We start from the raw sequence: 16,722 nt of genomic DNA on the forward strand, positions 1-16,722 counted from the left end.
GATCCGTATCTACGGTGCAGGGCAACACGACTGCAATCGATTACACAGGAGGCGACATGGTGAGGGCGACGGGGAGCGAGCGGGCACTGGGCGTGTTCCCGCCGAGGCCGAACGCCGTCGAGGAGCTGTTCGGCACCCCCAAGGTCGTCATCGGCGCCGTGCACCTGCCGCCGCTGCCGGGCAGCCCGCACTACGAGGGCGTGCCGCTCGACGAGATCTGCGCGTTCGCGATCGAGGAGGCGCGGGCCTACCTGGACGGCGGCGCCCACGGCGTGATCGTCGAGAACCACTGGGACATCCCGTTCCTCAAGCCGGGCGAGCACGGCTACGAGACCGCCGCCGCCATGGCCGTCGTGACCGACCGGGTCCGGCACGCGACCGCCGGGCGGGTCGGCGTGAGCGTCCTGTCGAACGCCGCGGAGTGCTCGATCGCCTCCGCCTGGTCGGGCGGCGCCGGGTTCGTCCGCGTGAACCAGTGGGCCAACGCCTACGTCGCGAACGAGGGGATCATCGAGGGCCAGGCCGCGCACGCCACCCGCTACCGCAGCCGGATCGGCGCGAACCCCGTCAAGATCTTCGCGGACGTGCACGTCAAGCACGGCGCGCACGCGATCGTCGCGGACCGGACCCTCGCCGAGCAGACCGAGGACGCCGAGTTCTTCGGCGCCGACGTGCTGATCGCCACCGGCTCGCGGACCGGCGACGCGGCCGCCCTGGACGAGGTCGAGGGCATCGCCGCGAACACCACGCTGCCGGTCGTGATCGGCTCGGGGATCAGCGCCGGCAACGTCGGGGAGCTGCTGCCGGCCTGCGACGGTGTGATCGTCGCGTCCTCGGTCAAGGACAACGGCCGCTGGTGGGGCCGGGTCGACGCCGCCAAGGTGCGGGAGCTGACCGCCGCCGCCGCGAAGGCGGGCGTGGTCCTCCCATGATCGTGTTCTGCGGCTACGCCAACGTCGACCTCACGGTCGCCGTCCCCGAACTGCCGGGGCCCGCCGCCCGCGTCCAGGCCACCGCGGTGCGCCGCGGCGAGGGCGGCATGGGGGCGAACGCGGCGGTGGCGGCCGCGCGGATGGGCGCCGACGCGCGCTTCGCGGGCGCCGTCGGGCCGGACGCGGCGAGCACCGCGTTCCTCGACGCGCTCGCCGCCGACGGCGTCGGCACCGAATGGACGTCCCGGACCGGCGTCCTCACGACCGCGGTCGTCCTGCTCACCCCCGACGGGGAACGTTCCATCATCAGCCAGGACGACGAGGTCACCACCGAGCACGTCGCCGCCGTCGCCGCGAAGGCCCGCGCGGCGGGCGCGGACTGGCTCTACCTCGACGGCTACCGCTTCCCCGCGGCGGCCGGCGTGCTCGGCGACGGGCCGCCCGGGGTCGTCGTCGACCTCGACGGCTGCGACGGCGCCGCGGCGGCCCGCGCCGCGCTCGCCGCGGCCGACCACGCGGTCGTCGGCCGCGCGCAGGCCGCCGCGTTCCTCGGCGACGACGACGCGCTGGCCTCGACCGCCACCGAACATCGGGTAAACCTGGTGGTCACGGACGGTTCCCGGGGCTGGACGCTGTTCACGCCGGACGGCGGCCGGCACGCTGGCGCGGCGATCGAGGTGACCGCCGTGGACGCCACGGGCGCCGGGGACTGCTTCGCAGGCTCCTACTGCGCGGAACTGGACCGGGGCACCGGCCCGCTGGAGGCGGCACGGGTCGCGGCGGTCGCCGCGGGCCTGTCGTGCACCCGGCCCGGTGCGCGCGCGGGACTGCCGCATCGCGAGGACGTCCTCGCCTATATCGACTCCGCCGGAGCGCACTCCGCCGAGGCGAGCACAGCTCAAGCACATACGGCCCCCACGGACACGGTCCGTCCCGGAACCGGTCCGGACGCGTCCCCCGCGCTCGCGCGGCGCCATGGAGAGGAGACATGATGCGACGCACGGTGACGGCCGCGGTCGCGCTCGGCCTGCTGCTGACGGCGACGACCGCCTGCGACGTCCAGGCCCGCAAGGAGATCGCGGCCGAGAAGAAGGCCACCGAGCAGGGCCCGCCGCCGCCCCAGCGGATCGCGCAGGCCTGCAAGGTCCAGGGGCGCGCCCCGAAGATCGGGCTCGTCCCGATCAACCTCCAGGCGCTGTTCTTCAACCAGATCAACACGGGCGCGAAGGCCGTCGCGGCCAAGGCCGGCGCGCAGGTGCAGGTCGTCAACGGCAACGACGACTCCACCACGCAGGCCAACGCCATCGACGACATGGTCGCCGGCCACTACGACGCGATCATCGTGGACGCGGTGGACACCGAGGGCATCAAGCCGGCGATCCGGCGCGCCAAGGACGCCGGCATCCCGGTCGTCGCGGTGGACGCCACCGTCGACGACCCGGCGGTGTCCACGCAGGTCGGCACCGCCAACGCCGAGGGCGGCAGGCAGCTCGCCGACGCGCTGCTGAAGATCTCCGGCGGCAAGGGCGACATCGGCGTGGTCGGCGCCCTCAACAGCACGATCCAGAACGAGCGGCAGAAGGGCTTCTCCGACCAGGTCACCGCGCACGGCATGAAGATCAAGAACGTCGTGGACGGCCGCAACATCCAGGAGAACGCGCAGACCGCCGCGGAGAACCTGCTGACCGGCAACCCGGACCTGCCCTACGCCTACGCCACCGGCGAGCCCGCGCTCATCGGCCTGGCCGCCGCCGTGGTCAGCCAGCAGCGCACCAAGGACCTCCAGGTCGTCGGCTGGGACCTGTCCAGCCAGGCGGTCGACGGGCTGAAGGCCGGCTGGATCAAGGGCGTCGTCCAGCAGAACACCTTCCAGTTCGGCTACGACGCGATGAACGCCGCGATCGACCTGGCGTGCAAGCGGCCCGCGCCGAAGGACGTCCCCGTCCCGACCCAGATCGTCACCCCCGCCAACGTCGGGGACTACCTGTACTACCTGGAGAAGTGATCATGGGCGATCAACCGCTGGTCACATTGGAGGGCATCACCAAGTCGTTCGGCGCGGTGCAGTCGCTGCGCGGCGTCGACCTGACGCTGGCGCCCGGCGAGGTCCTCGGCCTCGTCGGCGACAACGGCGCCGGCAAGTCCACCCTGATGAAGGTGCTGGCCGGAGCGGTCCAGCACGACGCCGGCCGGATCACGATCGACGGCCGGGAGGTGCGGTTCGCCAGCCCGGCGGACGCGCGCCGCGAGCGGATCGGCATCGTCTACCAGGACCTCGCGCTGTGCGACACCCTCGACGTCGCGAGCAACCTGTTCCTCGGCCGCGAACCGCGCAGGGGCCCGTTCATCGACCGGCGCGCCATGCACGAGAAGGCCGCCGAGACGCTGTCGGACCTGCACGTCCGGGTCAAGTCGACCTACCAGGAGATCGGGCACCTGTCCGGCGGGCAGCGGCAGGCCGTGGCGATCGCCCGCGCCGTGTCGTTCAAGCCGCGAGTGCTGATCCTGGACGAGCCGACCGCCGCGCTGGCGGTCGCCGAGGTCCGCCAGGTGCTCGCCATGATCAAGGACGTGGCGGCGCAGGGCGTCGGGGTCATCCTGATCACCCACCGGCTGCAGGACCTGTTCGAGGTCTGCGACCGCATCACCGTCATGTACGAGGGCCGCAGCGTCGAGGACGAGCCGGTGTCCGCGCTGGACATCGAGCGGCTCGTCGCCATGATCACCCGTTCCGGCAGCGAGCACACCGAGGAGGTGGCCTGATGAGCGTGCAGGCCCCGCCCGCCCCCACCGTCCTGGCGAAGACCCCGAGCCGCTGGGAGCGCGCCAACAAGGCGACGCTGGCGATGCTCGGCGTCACCGTCGCGCTGTTCGTCGGCTTCGGCATCGGCGCGGACAACTTCCTGAGCTTCGACAACATGTCGAACCTCGCCACCCAGGTGGCGATCACGCTGATCGTCGCGGTCGCGATGACCTTCGTGATCACCACCGGGCAGATCGACCTGTCGGTGGGCTCCACGGTCGCGTTCGTCGCGGTCGGCACGGCCGAGATGCTGAAGGCCGGCTGGGACTCCTCCATCGTGATCGTCGCGGCCCTCGCCGCCGGGCTGTTCTGGGGCGCGGTCAACGGCTGGCTCGCCGCCTACCAGAGGATCCCGCCGTTCATCGTCACGCTGGCGACGATGTCGGTGATCCGCGGGCTCGCGCAGCTGTGGACCAAGGGGTTCTCGGTGCCGATCGACCGGCGGCTGTACGTCGCGAAGATCGGCGAGGCGAAGTTCCTCGGCTTCTCCGCGCTGGCGTGGATCGCGCTGGCCACCGTGGTGATCGGCGGGATCCTGCTGGCCAGGACCCGGTTCGGCAACTACGTCAACGGCATCGGCTCGCAGGAGGAGTCGGTGCGCCGCGCGGGCGTGAACACCGCCCGGATCAAGATGGTCACGCTGATGCTGGCCGGGCTCGCGGCCGGCGTCGCCGGGCTGCTCACCGCGGCGCGGCTCGGCTCCGGCTCGGCCAACTCCGGGCAGGGCTTCGAGCTGACCGTGATCGCCGCGGTGGTGCTCGGCGGCACCGACCTGTTCGGCGGCCGCGGCACCATGATCGGCAGCATCATCGGCGCGGTGATCACCGGGGTGATCGCCAACGGGCTGACGCTGCTCGGCGTGAGCCCGTTCCTTACCCCGATCGTCACCGGGCTGGTGCTGCTCGCCGCGATCTGGCTGAACCTGCGCGGCCGCACGCTCTCCGAGCTGGGCGCCAAGCTGCTGGGACGGACATGACCGTTCCGGAGACCCGGCCGGGCGCCGTGCCCGTGATGACGGTGGCCGGGCCCGTCCCCAGCGACGGGCTCGGGCTCACCCTGACCCACGAGCACCTGCGCAACGACGTCCGCAAGGCGGTGAAGCCGGCCACCGATCCGGCGCTCGCGTTCCTGCGCGATGCCCGGACGACGCCGGGCCTGGCGTGGCTGCTGCGCGAACGTCCCTACGACTGCCTGGACCACTGCACGCTCGACGACGACGCGGCGATGCTGTCGGACCTGCGCGCGTTCGCCGCGACGGGCGGCGCCACGGTCGTGGACGTGACGCCCGGCGGCCTCGGCCGCGACCCGGTGGTCCTGCGCTCGCTCGCCGAGCGCAGCGGCCTGCGGATCGTGATGGGCTCCGGCTGGTACCTGGAGCAGTACCACCCGGAGCACCTCGCCTCGGCGGGGGAGGAGCGGATGGCGGCCGAGCTGGTCGCCGAGTTCGCCGGCGGCGTGGACGGCACCGGCGTCCGGCCCGGCGTGATCGGCGAGATCGGGGTGTCGCCCGACTTCACCCCGGCCGAGCACGTCGCGCTGCGCGCCGCCGCCCGCGCGCAGCGCGAGACCGGCGTCCCCCTGTACGTCCATCTGCCGGGCTGGCAGCGCCGCGCCCACGAGGTGCTCGACATCGTCCTGGACGGGTACGGCGTGCCGCCGGGCGCGGTGGTGCTGTGCCACATGGACCCGTCCGGCGGCGACGCCGGCTACCAGCTGTCGGTCGCCGACCGGGGCGTGTGGCTCGAGTTCGACATGATCGGCATGCCGTTCCTGTATCCGGGCGAGGGGCAGTCGCCCGCCCCGGACGAGACGGCCCGCGCCGTCGCCGGGCTGATCGCGCGCGGGCACGGCGGGCGGCTGCTGCTCAGCCACGACGTGTTCCTCAAGAGCATGCTCACCACCTACGGGGGCAACGGCTTCCAGTACGTGCCGCTGCTGTTCGCGCGGCGGCTGGCGGCGCTCGGCGTCGCCCCGGAGACCGTCGACGGCCTGCTGCGCGGCAACCCCGCCCGGCTGTTCGAGTCCGCGGCCTGACCGGCCGCCGGCGCCCCGTCCCCCCGCGTTTTCCCATCCGAGAGAGAGGATCGATAGTGAGCCGCGTCCTGATCGCCGGCGAGAGCTGGGTCTCCCAGTCCACCCACATCAAGGGGGTGGACTCCTTCACCACCAGCTCCTACGAGACCGGTGTCGAGCCGCTGCGCCGGGCCCTGGAGAGCCGGGGCCACGAGGTCGAGCACATGCCCGCCCACCTGGTGCCGGCCGACTTCCCGGGGGACGCGGACGCGCTCGGGCGCTACGACGTGGTCGTGCTGTCCGACATCGGCGCGAACTCCATCCAGCTCGCCCCGCAGGTGTTCCAGCAGGCCGTGCCCGGCGCGGACCGGCTCGGCGCGCTGCGCGCGTGGGTCGCGGACGGCGGCGGCCTGCTGATGGTCGGCGGGTACCTGTCGTTCACGGGCTTCGAGGGCAAGGCCGCCTTCCGTAACACGGCGCTGCACGAGGCGCTGCCGGTCGAGCTGCTCCCCGAGGACGACCGCGTCGAACTGCCCGCGGGCGCGAACGCCGAGGTCACCGCCGCCGGCCACGCCGCGCTCGGCGGGGTGGGGGGCGAGTGGCCCGCGCTGCTCGGCTACAACCGGGTCCGCGCCCGGCCGGGCACCGACGTCCTCGCCACGCTCAACGGCGATCCGCTGGTCGCCGTCGCCGGGTACGGGAAGGGGCGGTCCGGGGTGTTCACCTCCGACTGCTCCCCGCACTGGGCGCCCAGGCCGTTCTGCGAGCAGTGGGACGGATACGCCCGCGTGTTCGGCGGCCTCGTCGAGTGGCTCGCGCAGTGACCCGCTCCCGGCGGCTGCTCGACGCCTGCTCGGCGACCATGGAGCGGGCGCTGGCCATGCGCTTCGTCCAGGAGGTCGGGACGGGCGCCATCGGCGACCAGGAGTATGCCGACTACCTCGAGATCGAGGCGTCGTTCGTGGCGACGGCGGCCCGGCTGCACGGCCTCGCGGTGTGGGACGCGCCGGACTGGACGGCGATGGAGCGCAACGCGCGCGCCGTCCACGCGCTGACCACCGAGCAGGCGGACTACTTCCGCGCCGCCCGCGCGGCCTGGCCGGTGGAGGCGCGGCCGGGCGCCGCCGAGCGCGCCCGGATCCTGTCCGACTTCGCCCTGGCGGCGGCCCGCGAGGGCGGCTACGGGGCGGTGACGACGGTGCTCTTCGCCGCCGAGAGCCTCTACCTCGCCTGGTGCACCCGCGCCCACGCGGGGGGCGGCGCGCCGTCCGGCCCGATCGCCGACTGGGTCGCGCTGCACGCGACCGCGGCGTTCCGCGAGGGCGTCGACGCGCTCGGCCGCCAGGTCGACGCCCTGCCCGAGAGCGTCCCGGACGACCTGCTGATCCGCTGGTTCGGCGGGATGCTGGAGGCGGAGATCGCCTTCCACGACGCCGTCTACGCCTGACACCGGCACGAAGGCCCCCGGCGCGCCGCGCCGGGGGCCTTCGCCGTCCCGGAATGGCGCTTAGCGTTCTCTTATATTTCTCTTCGCCGCATTTCAGTTCCGTTTGCCAATTGTCATCGGATCGGGCCGGTAAGTTCATTTCTGCAAGGCCGCCGAGGCGGCGAGAGAAATCGAAGGGAAGTCCGCATGAGCTTCAAGAAGATCGCTCCCAAGCCCCGCAAGCGCCCGGTCAAGCCGGTCCCGCCGAAGAAGCACCACCGCAGGCCCGCCCGGCGGCCGCACGCCAAGTAGCGGGCGGAGGCCGAGCCGGGCGGGAGCCGGCGGGGGGAGAGAGCGGACTCGCCCCGCCGGCTCCCATCCCTTTTTTCATGCGCGGGAACGCGCGGGAGTGATTGGAGGGGACGTGGCCCGTCCATCGTTGTCGGAGGCCGCGCCCGTCGTGTCGGTGCGCACGACCTTCCGGCATTTCTGGCCGCTGATGCGCGGCGACCGGCGGCGGCTGCTGCTCGGCGGCGCGCTCGCCGTCGCCGCGGCGGCCTGCGAGGTCGCGGCGATCCGGCTGTTCGGCGTCATCACCGACCGGGCGCTGGCCGCCCGCGACCTGGCCGCCTTCTGGACGCCGGCCGCCGGGTGGCTCGGCATCGCGGTGGCGGCCGCGCTGATGACGTTCATCGGCGACTACGCGACGACGCTCGCGGGCGAGAGGTTCCTGCTGCGGCTGCGCGACCGGGTGTTCGCGCACGTCCAGACGCTGTCGCCGGAGTTCTTCGACCGGGGGCGGCTCGGGGACCTGATGGCCCGGCTGACCGACGACATCGAGGCGATCGAGGAACTGGTCGCCTCCGGGCTGGTCCGGCTGGTGACGGCGGTGGTCAGCGCGGTGTTCTTCGTGGCCGCCGCGTTCGCCGTCCGGTGGGACCTGGCGCTGGTCGCGTGCGCGCTCGTCCCGGTCTTCCTGCTGGTGACGCGGGGGTCCAGTCCAGCACGACCGCGTCCGGGACGGCCCGGTCGATCGCCTCGAGCGTCTCCAGCCCGTCCGCCGCGAGCTCCACCTCGTAGCCGTTGAAGCGCAGCACGCGCTCCAGCGCCGACCGCACCGCCGGGTCGTCGTCGGCCACCAGGATCCGCGGCGCGCCCGCGCCCGCCTCCGTCATCTGCGCTCCCTCGGTCGGTCCGGGCGCCACTGTGGGCCACCGATGATGAGCGGAGGGTGAGAGGACGCTTAGGCGCCGCTCAGGAGGTTCTTAGCCGCGGCGGCGGGCTCGCGCCGTCGCGGGCCAGCTCGCGCGACAGCGACAGCGCGGCGGTCCGGACGGCCGGGGCGAGGCGGTCGAGGTCCAGCCGGCAGACGTTGCCGGTGATGGAGAGGGCGGCGATCACCCGGCGGCGGCGGTCGAGGATGGGCGCGGCGACGGCGGACACCCCCGCCTCCGACTCCTCCCGGTTCACCGCGTAGCCGCGGTCGGCGGTGCGGGCGAGCTCGCGCCGCAGCAGCCCCGGCATGACGATCGTGTGCGGGGTGTGCCGGACGAGGCCCGCGTCCAGCACCCGGTCCAGCCGCTCCTGCGGCCCGAGCGCGAGGAAGAGCTTGCCGGTCGCGGTGCAGTAGGCGGGCAGCCGGCCGCCGACCCGGGAGACGATCGGCATCGACCGGCGGCCGCTCACCTTCTCCAGGAACAGCGTGTCCACCCCGTCCAGGACGGCGAGGTGGATGTTCTCGTGCGTCGCCTCGTACAGGTCCTCCATGTGGGGGAGCGCCGCCTCGCGGAACCCGCGCGGGCGGGGCGCCCGGTGGCCGAGCACGAACAGCCGCATGCTCAGCCGGTAGCCGGCCGCGGTCCGCTCGACGCCGCCCCACCGCACCAGCTCGGCCAGCAGCCGGTGCGCGGTCGGCTTGGGCAGTCCGGTGCGGGCGGCGAGCTCGGTCAGCGTCAGCTCGGTGTCGGCGGAGCCGAAGGCGTCCAGCAGGCTGAGGCCGCGCGCCAGCACCGACCTCGGCGGTTCCGCCCCCGGCGGCCCCGGCTCCGGCGGCCCGGTCCCGGCGCGGATGTCCATGCCCCGATCGTCACCGTGATCGCGCGCCCCGGCAAGGGGCCGCGGCCCGCCGCTCACCGGGAGCCCGCGGTCCGGCCGCGGGGCGAGGGGACGTGCCCGGCGACGGGGGCCTCGATCAGCAGCGGCGCGTCCAGGTCCCGCACCGACGCGACCGCCTCCGCCAGCTCCGCCGCCGACCCGGCGCGCGCCGCGGCGATGCCGAACAGCCGCGCCGCGGCCTGCCAGTCCAGCGCCGGAGGGGCCAGGTCCATGCCGACGTAGCGGCCGTGCTCGGCGGACGCGCCGCCGCCCTCGTCCAGGGTCTCCTTGAGGGTGCGGTACTCGCCGTTGTTCATCACGACGAACGCGACCGGAACCCGGTAGCGGGCGGCGCTCCACAGCCCCTGCACGCCGAACATCGCGCAGCCGTCGCCGAGGACCGCGACCACCGGGCGGTCGCCGCGGGCCATCCGGGTGCCGACCGCGGCGCCGATGCCCCAGCCGAGCCCGCCTCCCACCGTGTGCACGTAGGAGCCGGGACGGTCCTGGCGCAGCACCGCCCGCAGCCTCAACCCGGTCGTGATCGCCTCCTCGACCACGATCGCGTCGCCGGGCAGCCCGGCGGCGACCGCGTGCGCGGCGGCGCCCGGGTCCATCGGCGCGGGACCGTAGGCGGCGCACGCCCGCTTCTCCGTCTCCGCGCGGGCGCGGGCGTGCGCGGCGCCGAGCCGCTCGGCCCGTTCCTTCGCGGCCGGCACCCGCCCGTCCAGCGCCGCGGCGAGCGCGCCAAGCGTCCCCGGAAGGTCGCCGGTCAGGCCGTGCGCGACCGCGAAGTTGCGGCCGATCTCCGCCGGGTCCTCGTCGATCTGCACGATCGCCAGCCCCTCCGGGACCGCCGGGCCCGGCGTGTAGTGGTGGGGCGTGAACGCGTGGCACCCGGCGATCAGCGCCGCGTCGTGCGCGGCGAGCGCCTCCCGGATCACCGCGTTGCGCGGCGGCAGCATCCCCGCGTACAGCGGGTGGCCGGTGGGGAAGTCGACGCCGTCGTTCATCGGCTGGTGGTGCACCGCCGCGCCGAGCCGTTCGGCGACCGCGACCAGTTCCGCGACGGCCCCCGCGCCCGCACGACCCACTCCGTCGCCCGCGACCACGACCGGACGCTCGGCCCCCGCGAGCAGCGCCGCCGCGTCCGCGACGTCCGCCGGTCCCGGGCCGGTCACCGGGGAGCGGGCCGGGACCGCGACGTCGCCGTCCTCCTCCAGCAGGTCCATCGGGACCGACACCAGCACCGGGCCCGCCGGCGGACGCGCCGCCAGCGCGAACGCGCGCCGCAGCAGCACCGGCAGATCCCGGGCGTGCTGCACCTCGACCGCGCTCTTCGTCGCCGCCGACGCCAGCCCCACCAGGTCTCCCGACAGCATCGGGTCCTGGACGAGGTGCCGCCGGTCCTGCTGGCCCGCGACCACCACCATCGGGGTCCGCGACCGCAGCGCGTTCAGCATCCCGATCAGCCCGTTCGCGACGCCCGCCGCGACGTGCAGGCTGACCATCGACGTGCGGCGCGCGGCGCGGGCGTACCCGTCCGCCATCGCCACCACCGACGCCTCCTGCAGCCCCAGCACGTACCGCAGGTCCGGCGCCTCCGCGAGCGCGTCCATCAGCGGCAGCTCGGTCGTCCCGGGATTGCCGAAGATCCGCGTGACGCCCTCGTCGCGGGCGATCTCCAGCAGCGCCTCGATCGGCCTCATGTCCTGCCTTCCCGGTCAGTGCTTGGCGGAGCCGCCGTCGACGTTGATGGTCTGCCCGGTGAGGAATCCGCTGCCCTCGTCGACCACGTAGAGCAGCGTCGACAGCAGGTCGCGCGGCTCCTCGGTCGCCGGGACGGCCTGCGAGGCCCGGACCCGGTCGAAGCCGCCGTCCGCGCCGGTCGTCCGTGCGGCGGTCGCGGTGCGGGTGAGGCCGGGCGCGATCGCGTTCACGGTGATCCCGTCGGCGCCGACCGCGCTCGCCAGCGCGCGGGTGAAACCGACCAGCCCCGCCTTGGAGGTCGTGTAGGCGACGAGGTCGGGCGGGCCGAGGAACACCACGGCCGAGACGATGTTGACGATCCGGCCCCACCCGGCCGCGCGCAGGTGGGGGAGTGCGGCGCGCGACACCAGGAACGGGCCGTCCAGGTTCACCCGCATGATCCGGCGCCAATCCTCCAGCGTCGTCTCCTCGAACGGGATCGGCGGGTAGATCCCGGCGTTGTTGACCACGATGTGCAGGGCGCCGAACCGGGCGGCGGCCTCCTCCACCGCCGCCCCGACCTCGTCCGGATCGGTCACGTCCGCGCGGACCGGAAGGAAGCGGTCGCCCGGGATGCGCTCTGCGGTGCCCGACATGTCGGCCAGATCCAGCCCGGCGACCCGGTGGCCGCGGGCGGCGAGCGCGATCGCGAACTCCCGGCCGAGGCCGCCCGCGGCTCCGGTGACGAGGGCGACCCGCTGCGTTCCGGTCAAGGGCGGAGTCTCGGTCATGGACGGCAGCGTGCGCCACCGCGCCGGCGCCGACAAGACGCCGTTTCCATTCATTGAAACGGCGTCCTTGTCGCCCGAGGCGGCCGGTCACATGCTCGCCGCATGTCAGTTCCCCAGCCCTCGGCCGGCGCGCCGCCGGCGAACGAGGACGCCGGCGCCGCGCCCCCGCGCCGGACGCGCCGCCCGATCCCCGACGAGGCCGGCGTCGTCGGCGTGCTGATCCTGCTGGTGCTCGGCGTCGGGCTCTTCCAGCCCGACTTCCTGCGCACCGGCAACCTGCTCACGACCGCGCACAACTCCGTCTACGTCGGGCTGATGGCGCTCGGCATGGTGTTCGCCCTCGCGATGCGGGAGGTCGACCTGTCGGTCGGCGGCATGTACGCGATGGGCGTCGTCGTCGGCGCGCTGCTGATCCGCGACGGCTGGAACACCTGGCTCGCGGCGCTGGCCGTGCTGGCGCTGTCGGCGCTCGTCGGCGCGCTCAACGGCGCCGTGACGACCTACCTGCGGCTGCCGTCGTTCATCGTCACGCTCGCCACCGCGATGCTGCTGCGCGGCGTCGGGCTCGCGCTCGCCGAGGGCAGGCAGATCACCGACCTCCCGCAGGGCGACGCGCTGTTCCGCGTCCTCGGCGGCGGGGAACTGCTCGGCGTGCCGGACGCGGTGTGGGTGTTCGTGCTCGCCGTCGTGGCGCTGAGCGTGCTGTTCACCCGGACGAGGTTCGGCGCGCGGGTCCGCGCGATCGGCTCCAACCCGGAGGCCGCCGAGTTCGGCGGCCTGCCCGTCACCCGCACCCGGATCGCGGCGCTCGCGCTGTCCGGGCTGATGGCGGGCCTCGCGGCGGTACTGGCGCTGGCGTTCTTCATCGCGGGCGACCCCACGATCGGGCAGGGCTACGAGCTCACCGCCATCGCCGCGGCCATCATCGGCGGCACCCCGCTGAAGGGCGGCACCGGCTCCGTCCTCGGCGCCGCGGCGGGCACCCTCATCCTCGGCGCCGTCACCGCGGCGCTGGTGTTCTTCGAGGTCCCCATCAACTGGACCACGTTCGCGACCGGCGGCGTCATCCTCGTCGCCGTCGGCGCCGCGCCGCTGCTGCGCCGCGTCCGTGACGTCCGTGACCTGCGCGCGGTCCGCGACCTGCGCTCACCTGGGAGGAACCCATGATCCCGCGTCCCCGGGGGCCGCTCGCCGCGGCCACCGCGCTGCTGCTCGGCGCCGCCCTCACCACCGCGTCCTGCGGGAGCGGCGGCTCGGGCGGCAAGAGCGGCCGGCTGAGGATGGGCATCGCCGTCGCCAACTACAGCCTGAACTTCGCCCGCGAGATGTACGAGGGCGCGACCGAGGCGTCCAAGCAGGCCGGGAACGTCGACTTCAAGGTCGTCGGGCCGCCCAACACCGACGGACCCGCCGAGCAGCAGCTGTTCCAGAACCTCACCGTCACCCATCCCGACGGGATCGTGCTGGAGAACCTCGATCCGCCGATCTTCACCCGCCCGGCGGCGCAGGCGGTCGACAAGGGGATCCCGATCGTCGCGCTGGACACCGCGCCCACCGACGGCAGCAAGGTCGGCTTCTACGTCGGCAACGACAACTACGAGCTCGGTGCGCTGCTCGCGCAGGCGACGGTGAAGAAGCTCGGCAAGGACGCCAGGGGCACCGTCGTCGTCGGCGTCCCGAACCCGGGCACGCCGGTGCTCGACAGCCGCGCGAAGGGCATCAAGGACGCCCTCGCGCAGCAGGCCCCGGGCATCCGCGTGCTCGGCCCGTTCCAGACCTACAGCGACCCGGCGCAGAACTACGGCGCCTGGCAGGCGCAGGTGAACGCGCACCCCGACGCGCTGGCGTTCCTCGGCGTCGGCGACGCCGACAGCTACAACCTCGCGCGGCTCAAGGAGCAGCGGCACGGCGGGTACCTGACCGCGGGCTTCGACGTCGACCCGAAGACGCTCGACGCCATCAAGCGCGGCACGAACTTCGCCGGCATCGACCCCGAGCACTACCTGAAGGGCTACATCGCCACCGCGCTGCTCATCAAGGCCGTGCGCGACGGCAAGGGGAAGCCGCCGTCCGGCTGGTTCAAGACACCCGGCCTGGTGATGGACTCCGGCAACATCGACGAGATCGTCAAGCGGCAGCAGTCGGTGCGGAACGCCTACGCCTGGTACAAGCCGCAGCTCGACAGGCTGCTGGCGGACCCCAACGCGAGCATCAGGCCGCTCAAGGAGGCCCGCTGACATGCTGGTCGCCTCCGGCCTGGTCAAGCACTACGGCGGCGTCACCGCGCTGGACGGGGTCGGCATCACGCTGGCCGCGGGGGAGGTGCACGCGCTCGTCGGCGAGAACGGCGCGGGCAAGTCCACCCTCGTGAAGATCATCTCCGGGGCGGTGCGGCCGGAGGACGGCACCCTCGAGCTGGACGGCGCGCCGGTGCGGTTCGCCGGCGCGCGGCAGGCCGCCGCCCGAGGCGTCGCGATCGTCTCGCAGGAGCTGACGACCTACGACGACCTGACCGTGCTGGAGAACCTCTTCCCCTACGGCGCGCCCCGGCGCCGGGGGCTGGTCAGCACCCGGGAGATGCGGCGGCTCGCCCGGCCCGTCCTGGACGAGCTGGGCATCGACCCGCCGCCGCACGCCAGGGCCGGCGAACTGCCGCTCGCCGACCGCCAGTTGCTGGAGATCTGCCGCGCGCTGCTGCTGGAACCCCGCGTGCTCGTCCTGGACGAGCCGACCTCCGCGCTGCCCCGCGCCGCCGCCGCGCGGCTCGCCGACGTCACCTGGCGCCTCGCCGAGCGCGGCCTCGCCGTGCTGTACATCTCGCACTTCCTGGAGGAGGTCATGCGGATCGCGACCCGGGTGACCGTGCTGCGCGACGGACGGGTCGTGCTGCCGGGCGCCGAGGCCGCGGACGTCAGCCTGGACTCCCTCGTCACCGCGATGCTCGGCCGGCCCCCCGCCCGCGCCGCCGGACCGGCCCTGTCGCCCGGAGCCGAGCCCGGCGCACGGACCGGGGCGGAACCCTCCGCCGCCCCGCGACGCCCCGGCGGGGCGGCGGTCTCCCTCACCGGCGTCACGATCCCCGGCCGGCTGCGGGACGTCTCGCTGGCCGCGGCCGCCGGGGAGATCGTCGGGCTGGCCGGGCTGCAGGGCGCCGGCCACCTCGCCGTCCTCGACGCCGTGTGCGGGCGCGCCCGGCCGTCGTCGGGGGCCGTGCGGCTGCCGGGCGGACGGGCGCCGCGCTCGGCCCGGCACGCCGTCACCTCGGGCGTCGCGTCCATCTCCGGCGACCGCAAGGGGCGCGGGCTGATGCTCGACAAGGCGCTGTGGGAGAACGTCACGGCGGTGAGCTGGCTCGGGCAGGGCCGCGGCGGGTTCCTGCCGCGCCGCTCCCGCCTCGTCGACCGGTCGCGCGGCCACCTGGAGCGGCTGCGCGTCCGCGGCGACGTGCGGGCGAGCGCGGGCGACCTGTCGGGCGGCAACCAGCAGAAGGTCGTCCTCGCCAAGTGGTTGGACGCCGCCCCGTCCGTGCTGGCGCTGGACGACCCGACGCGCGGGGTGGACGTCGGCGCCCGCGCCGAGCTGCACGGCATCGTCCGCGCGCTGGCCGCCGAGGGGAAGGTGGTGCTGCTCGCGTCGTCGGACCTCGCCGAGCTGGTCGAGCTCTGCCACCGGGTGGTGGTCTTCCAGCACGGGCGCGTCGTCGGATCGCTGGCGGGCGGGCGGCTCACCGAGCCCGCGCTCAGCCTCGCCATGAACGCGGGCTTCGCCGGCCCGGTCCGCTGACGGCTCGGCGGGCCCGCCGAACCGCGGGGCCCGCCGAGCCGCCGGGGCGGTCGAGCCCGCCCGCGTGGTCAGGACAGGTGCGCGATGACGGGTGCGAAGGCGTCCATCGCCTCGTCGGGCACCTGGTAGTAGGTGAAGCCGTAGCGGTCGCGGCGGGCGAGCATCTGCTCGGCGATGTGCTCGGGCGGCCCGACGAACTGCGACGGCATCTCCAGGACCAGGTCGGTGGACGCGGTGCCCCAGCCGCGGGTGACCGCGACCTTCGCGGCGGCGCGGCGCGGATCGGGGCCGAAGGCCGGCGCGACCATCATGCTCAGCTCGACGTCGCGGCCGGCGGCGGCCTCCCGGACCCAGCCGACCTTGCGCTCGATGGTCTCCGGGAGCCGTTCTTCGATCTCCTCGGAGATCGTCCCGTCCGGGAGGGCGCGGGGCAGGATCCCGACGGTGTCGGCGAGCCGTCCCGCGATGCCGAGCATCCGCCGGCTGCCCGCGCCGACCACGAGCGGCGGGCGGCGCTCCGGGCGCGGGAACACCGTCAGGCCGTCGATCCGGTAGTGCTCGCCGGCGAAGCTCGTCTTCTCGCCGGACAGCAGGCCCCGCAGGATCCGCAGCGACTCCTCCATGCGGCCGACCCGCGCGCCGGCCGCGTCGAACGGCATTCCGGCGGCCTCGTACTCCTCGCGGAGCCAGCCCGCGCCGAGGCCCAGCTCGAAGCGGCCGCCCGACAGGTGGTCGAGCGTGGCCGCCTCCTTCGCGAGCATCACCGGATGCCTGTAGTCGTTGCAGAGCACCATCGTGCCGACCCGCAGCGTGCTCGTCGCGGCGGCGGCCGACGCCAGCGCGACCATCGGGGCGAGCTGGTCGCCGAACGGCTCGGCCACGAAGTGGTCGCGCAGGACCAGCGCGGAGTACCCGAGGTCCTCCGCGCGCCGCGCCGTCGCGAGCAGGTCCGCGCCGGAGCGCACCGACTCGCCGACCACGCCGAAACGGAACGGGCGGCGGTCCCGGCCGGTGCTCGCCGGATCCATGGGGTCTTCGTCCATGAGCCGAGGATGCCGCGCCGGTGGACCGTTCCGCTGGCGGGAAAGCGACACCGGGCTCGACTTGGTCAACAAATGGCCCCGGGGGCTGGTGTCCGCGGTTCGAAGATCGCAATATTGCCGGGGGCGAGAATCGCCCTGGCCGCACGTT

At 74.3% G+C, this 16,722-nt stretch carries 16 protein-coding genes and 1 pseudogene; 12 read left to right on the plus strand and 5 right to left on the minus strand.

The window, feature by feature from the left end:
• Positions 1-56 precede the first annotated feature (56 nt).
• From J4557_RS31005 to J4557_RS31045, 9 genes are all read left to right on the plus strand, one after another.
• The gene (locus J4557_RS31005; RefSeq protein ID WP_208270297.1) at positions 57-932 is read left to right on the plus strand and encodes a BtpA/SgcQ family protein; all 876 of its coding nucleotides are present in this window, start codon (positions 57-59) and stop codon (positions 930-932) included.
• Positions 929-1,924 (plus strand): carbohydrate kinase family protein, encoded by a 996-nt coding sequence (locus J4557_RS31010; RefSeq protein WP_208270298.1) that lies wholly within the window; start codon positions 929-931, stop codon positions 1,922-1,924. Before J4557_RS31005 ends, J4557_RS31010 begins: the two co-directional genes overlap by 4 nt.
• On the plus strand, positions 1,921-2,937 hold the full coding sequence (locus J4557_RS31015) for a substrate-binding domain-containing protein (protein WP_208270299.1): 1,017 nt from the start codon (positions 1,921-1,923) through the stop codon (positions 2,935-2,937). Before J4557_RS31010 ends, J4557_RS31015 begins: the two co-directional genes overlap by 4 nt.
• Before the next feature lie 2 nt (positions 2,938-2,939).
• Positions 2,940-3,695, plus strand: coding sequence for an ATP-binding cassette domain-containing protein (locus J4557_RS31020; RefSeq protein WP_208270300.1), 756 nt, complete (start codon positions 2,940-2,942; stop codon positions 3,693-3,695).
• Positions 3,695-4,711, plus strand: a complete 1,017-nt coding sequence (locus J4557_RS31025; protein WP_208270301.1) for an ABC transporter permease — start codon at positions 3,695-3,697, stop codon at positions 4,709-4,711. The genes J4557_RS31020 and J4557_RS31025 overlap by 1 nt, the downstream gene beginning before the upstream one ends.
• Positions 4,708-5,769, plus strand: coding sequence for a phosphotriesterase family protein (locus tag J4557_RS31030; RefSeq protein ID WP_208270302.1), 1,062 nt, complete (start codon positions 4,708-4,710; stop codon positions 5,767-5,769). The genes J4557_RS31025 and J4557_RS31030 overlap by 4 nt, the downstream gene beginning before the upstream one ends.
• Before the next feature lie 56 nt (positions 5,770-5,825).
• A complete protein-coding gene (locus J4557_RS31035) occupies positions 5,826-6,572 on the plus strand; it encodes a glutamine amidotransferase (RefSeq protein ID WP_208270303.1) in 747 nt (248 codons plus the stop codon).
• The gene (locus J4557_RS31040) at positions 6,569-7,195 is read left to right on the plus strand and encodes a TenA family protein (protein WP_208270304.1); all 627 of its coding nucleotides are present in this window, start codon (positions 6,569-6,571) and stop codon (positions 7,193-7,195) included. The genes J4557_RS31035 and J4557_RS31040 overlap by 4 nt, the downstream gene beginning before the upstream one ends.
• 478 nt (positions 7,196-7,673) lie before the next feature.
• A complete protein-coding gene (locus tag J4557_RS31045) occupies positions 7,674-8,261 on the plus strand; it encodes an ABC transporter transmembrane domain-containing protein (RefSeq protein ID WP_208270345.1) in 588 nt (195 codons plus the stop codon).
• Here the strand turns inward: J4557_RS31045 and J4557_RS51795 are convergent.
• The 4 genes and pseudogenes from J4557_RS51795 to J4557_RS31060 all read right to left on the minus strand — a co-directional run.
• Positions 8,230-8,349 (minus strand): annotated as a pseudogene (locus tag J4557_RS51795) (DNA-binding response regulator); the annotation flags it as partial. The gene J4557_RS31045 and the pseudogene J4557_RS51795 sit on opposite strands and share 32 nt — an antisense overlap.
• Positions 8,350-8,428: 79 nt before the next feature.
• The gene (locus J4557_RS31050) at positions 8,429-9,250 is read right to left on the minus strand and encodes an IclR family transcriptional regulator (RefSeq protein WP_208270305.1); all 822 of its coding nucleotides are present in this window, start codon (positions 9,248-9,250) and stop codon (positions 8,429-8,431) included.
• A gap of 53 nt (positions 9,251-9,303) precedes the next feature.
• Positions 9,304-10,977, minus strand: a complete 1,674-nt coding sequence (locus tag J4557_RS31055) for a thiamine pyrophosphate-binding protein (RefSeq protein ID WP_208270306.1) — start codon at positions 10,975-10,977, stop codon at positions 9,304-9,306.
• A gap of 15 nt (positions 10,978-10,992) precedes the next feature.
• Positions 10,993-11,748, minus strand: a complete 756-nt coding sequence (locus J4557_RS31060) for an SDR family NAD(P)-dependent oxidoreductase (RefSeq protein ID WP_208270307.1) — start codon at positions 11,746-11,748, stop codon at positions 10,993-10,995.
• Positions 11,749-11,850: 102 nt separating this feature from the next.
• Between J4557_RS31060 and J4557_RS31065 the strand changes: the two genes are divergently transcribed.
• The 3 genes from J4557_RS31065 to J4557_RS31075 are packed head-to-tail and all read left to right on the plus strand — an operon-like array spanning position 11,851 to position 15,531.
• The gene (locus tag J4557_RS31065) at positions 11,851-12,915 is read left to right on the plus strand and encodes an ABC transporter permease (protein ID WP_208270308.1); all 1,065 of its coding nucleotides are present in this window, start codon (positions 11,851-11,853) and stop codon (positions 12,913-12,915) included.
• Entirely contained in the window at positions 12,912-13,985 is a 1,074-nt protein-coding gene (locus tag J4557_RS31070) for a sugar ABC transporter substrate-binding protein (RefSeq protein ID WP_208270309.1), read from the plus strand. Before J4557_RS31065 ends, J4557_RS31070 begins: the two co-directional genes overlap by 4 nt.
• 1 nt (position 13,986) lies before the next feature.
• Complete coding sequence (locus J4557_RS31075; RefSeq protein WP_208270310.1) at positions 13,987-15,531, plus strand: sugar ABC transporter ATP-binding protein; 1,545 nt, start codon at positions 13,987-13,989, stop codon at positions 15,529-15,531.
• 68 nt (positions 15,532-15,599) lie between these two features.
• Here the strand turns inward: J4557_RS31075 and J4557_RS31080 are convergent, their stop codons facing one another.
• Positions 15,600-16,574 (minus strand): TIGR03621 family F420-dependent LLM class oxidoreductase, encoded by a 975-nt coding sequence (locus J4557_RS31080; protein WP_208270311.1) that lies wholly within the window; start codon positions 16,572-16,574, stop codon positions 15,600-15,602.
• Positions 16,575-16,722: the final 148 nt, after the last annotated feature.

The organism is Actinomadura nitritigenes, from assembly GCF_017573545.1.
In the GTDB taxonomy this organism is placed as follows: domain Bacteria; phylum Actinomycetota; class Actinomycetes; order Streptosporangiales; family Streptosporangiaceae; genus Spirillospora; species Spirillospora nitritigenes.

Bases quoted from the DNA above. Each gene is read 5' to 3' on its own strand.
- J4557_RS31005 (WP_208270297.1), top strand. From the start codon at position 57: ATGGTGAGGGCGACGGGGAGCGAGCGGGCACTGGGCGTGTTCCCGCCG.
- J4557_RS31010 (WP_208270298.1), top strand. From the start codon at position 929: ATGATCGTGTTCTGCGGCTACGCCAACGTCGACCTCACGGTCGCCGTC.
- J4557_RS31015 (WP_208270299.1), top strand. From the start codon at position 1,921: ATGATGCGACGCACGGTGACGGCCGCGGTCGCGCTCGGCCTGCTGCTG.
- J4557_RS31020 (WP_208270300.1), top strand. From the start codon at position 2,940: ATGGGCGATCAACCGCTGGTCACATTGGAGGGCATCACCAAGTCGTTC.
- J4557_RS31025 (WP_208270301.1), top strand. From the start codon at position 3,695: ATGAGCGTGCAGGCCCCGCCCGCCCCCACCGTCCTGGCGAAGACCCCG.
- J4557_RS31030 (WP_208270302.1), top strand. From the start codon at position 4,708: ATGACCGTTCCGGAGACCCGGCCGGGCGCCGTGCCCGTGATGACGGTG.
- J4557_RS31045 (WP_208270345.1), top strand. From the start codon at position 7,674: ATGCGCGGCGACCGGCGGCGGCTGCTGCTCGGCGGCGCGCTCGCCGTC.
- J4557_RS31050 (WP_208270305.1), bottom strand. From the start codon at position 9,250: ATGGACATCCGCGCCGGGACCGGGCCGCCGGAGCCGGGGCCGCCGGGG.
- J4557_RS31055 (WP_208270306.1), bottom strand. From the start codon at position 10,977: ATGAGGCCGATCGAGGCGCTGCTGGAGATCGCCCGCGACGAGGGCGTC.
- J4557_RS31060 (WP_208270307.1), bottom strand. From the start codon at position 11,748: ATGACCGAGACTCCGCCCTTGACCGGAACGCAGCGGGTCGCCCTCGTC.
- J4557_RS31065 (WP_208270308.1), top strand. From the start codon at position 11,851: ATGTCAGTTCCCCAGCCCTCGGCCGGCGCGCCGCCGGCGAACGAGGAC.
- J4557_RS31070 (WP_208270309.1), top strand. From the start codon at position 12,912: ATGATCCCGCGTCCCCGGGGGCCGCTCGCCGCGGCCACCGCGCTGCTG.
- J4557_RS31075 (WP_208270310.1), top strand. From the start codon at position 13,987: ATGCTGGTCGCCTCCGGCCTGGTCAAGCACTACGGCGGCGTCACCGCG.
- J4557_RS31080 (WP_208270311.1), bottom strand. From the start codon at position 16,574: ATGGACGAAGACCCCATGGATCCGGCGAGCACCGGCCGGGACCGCCGC.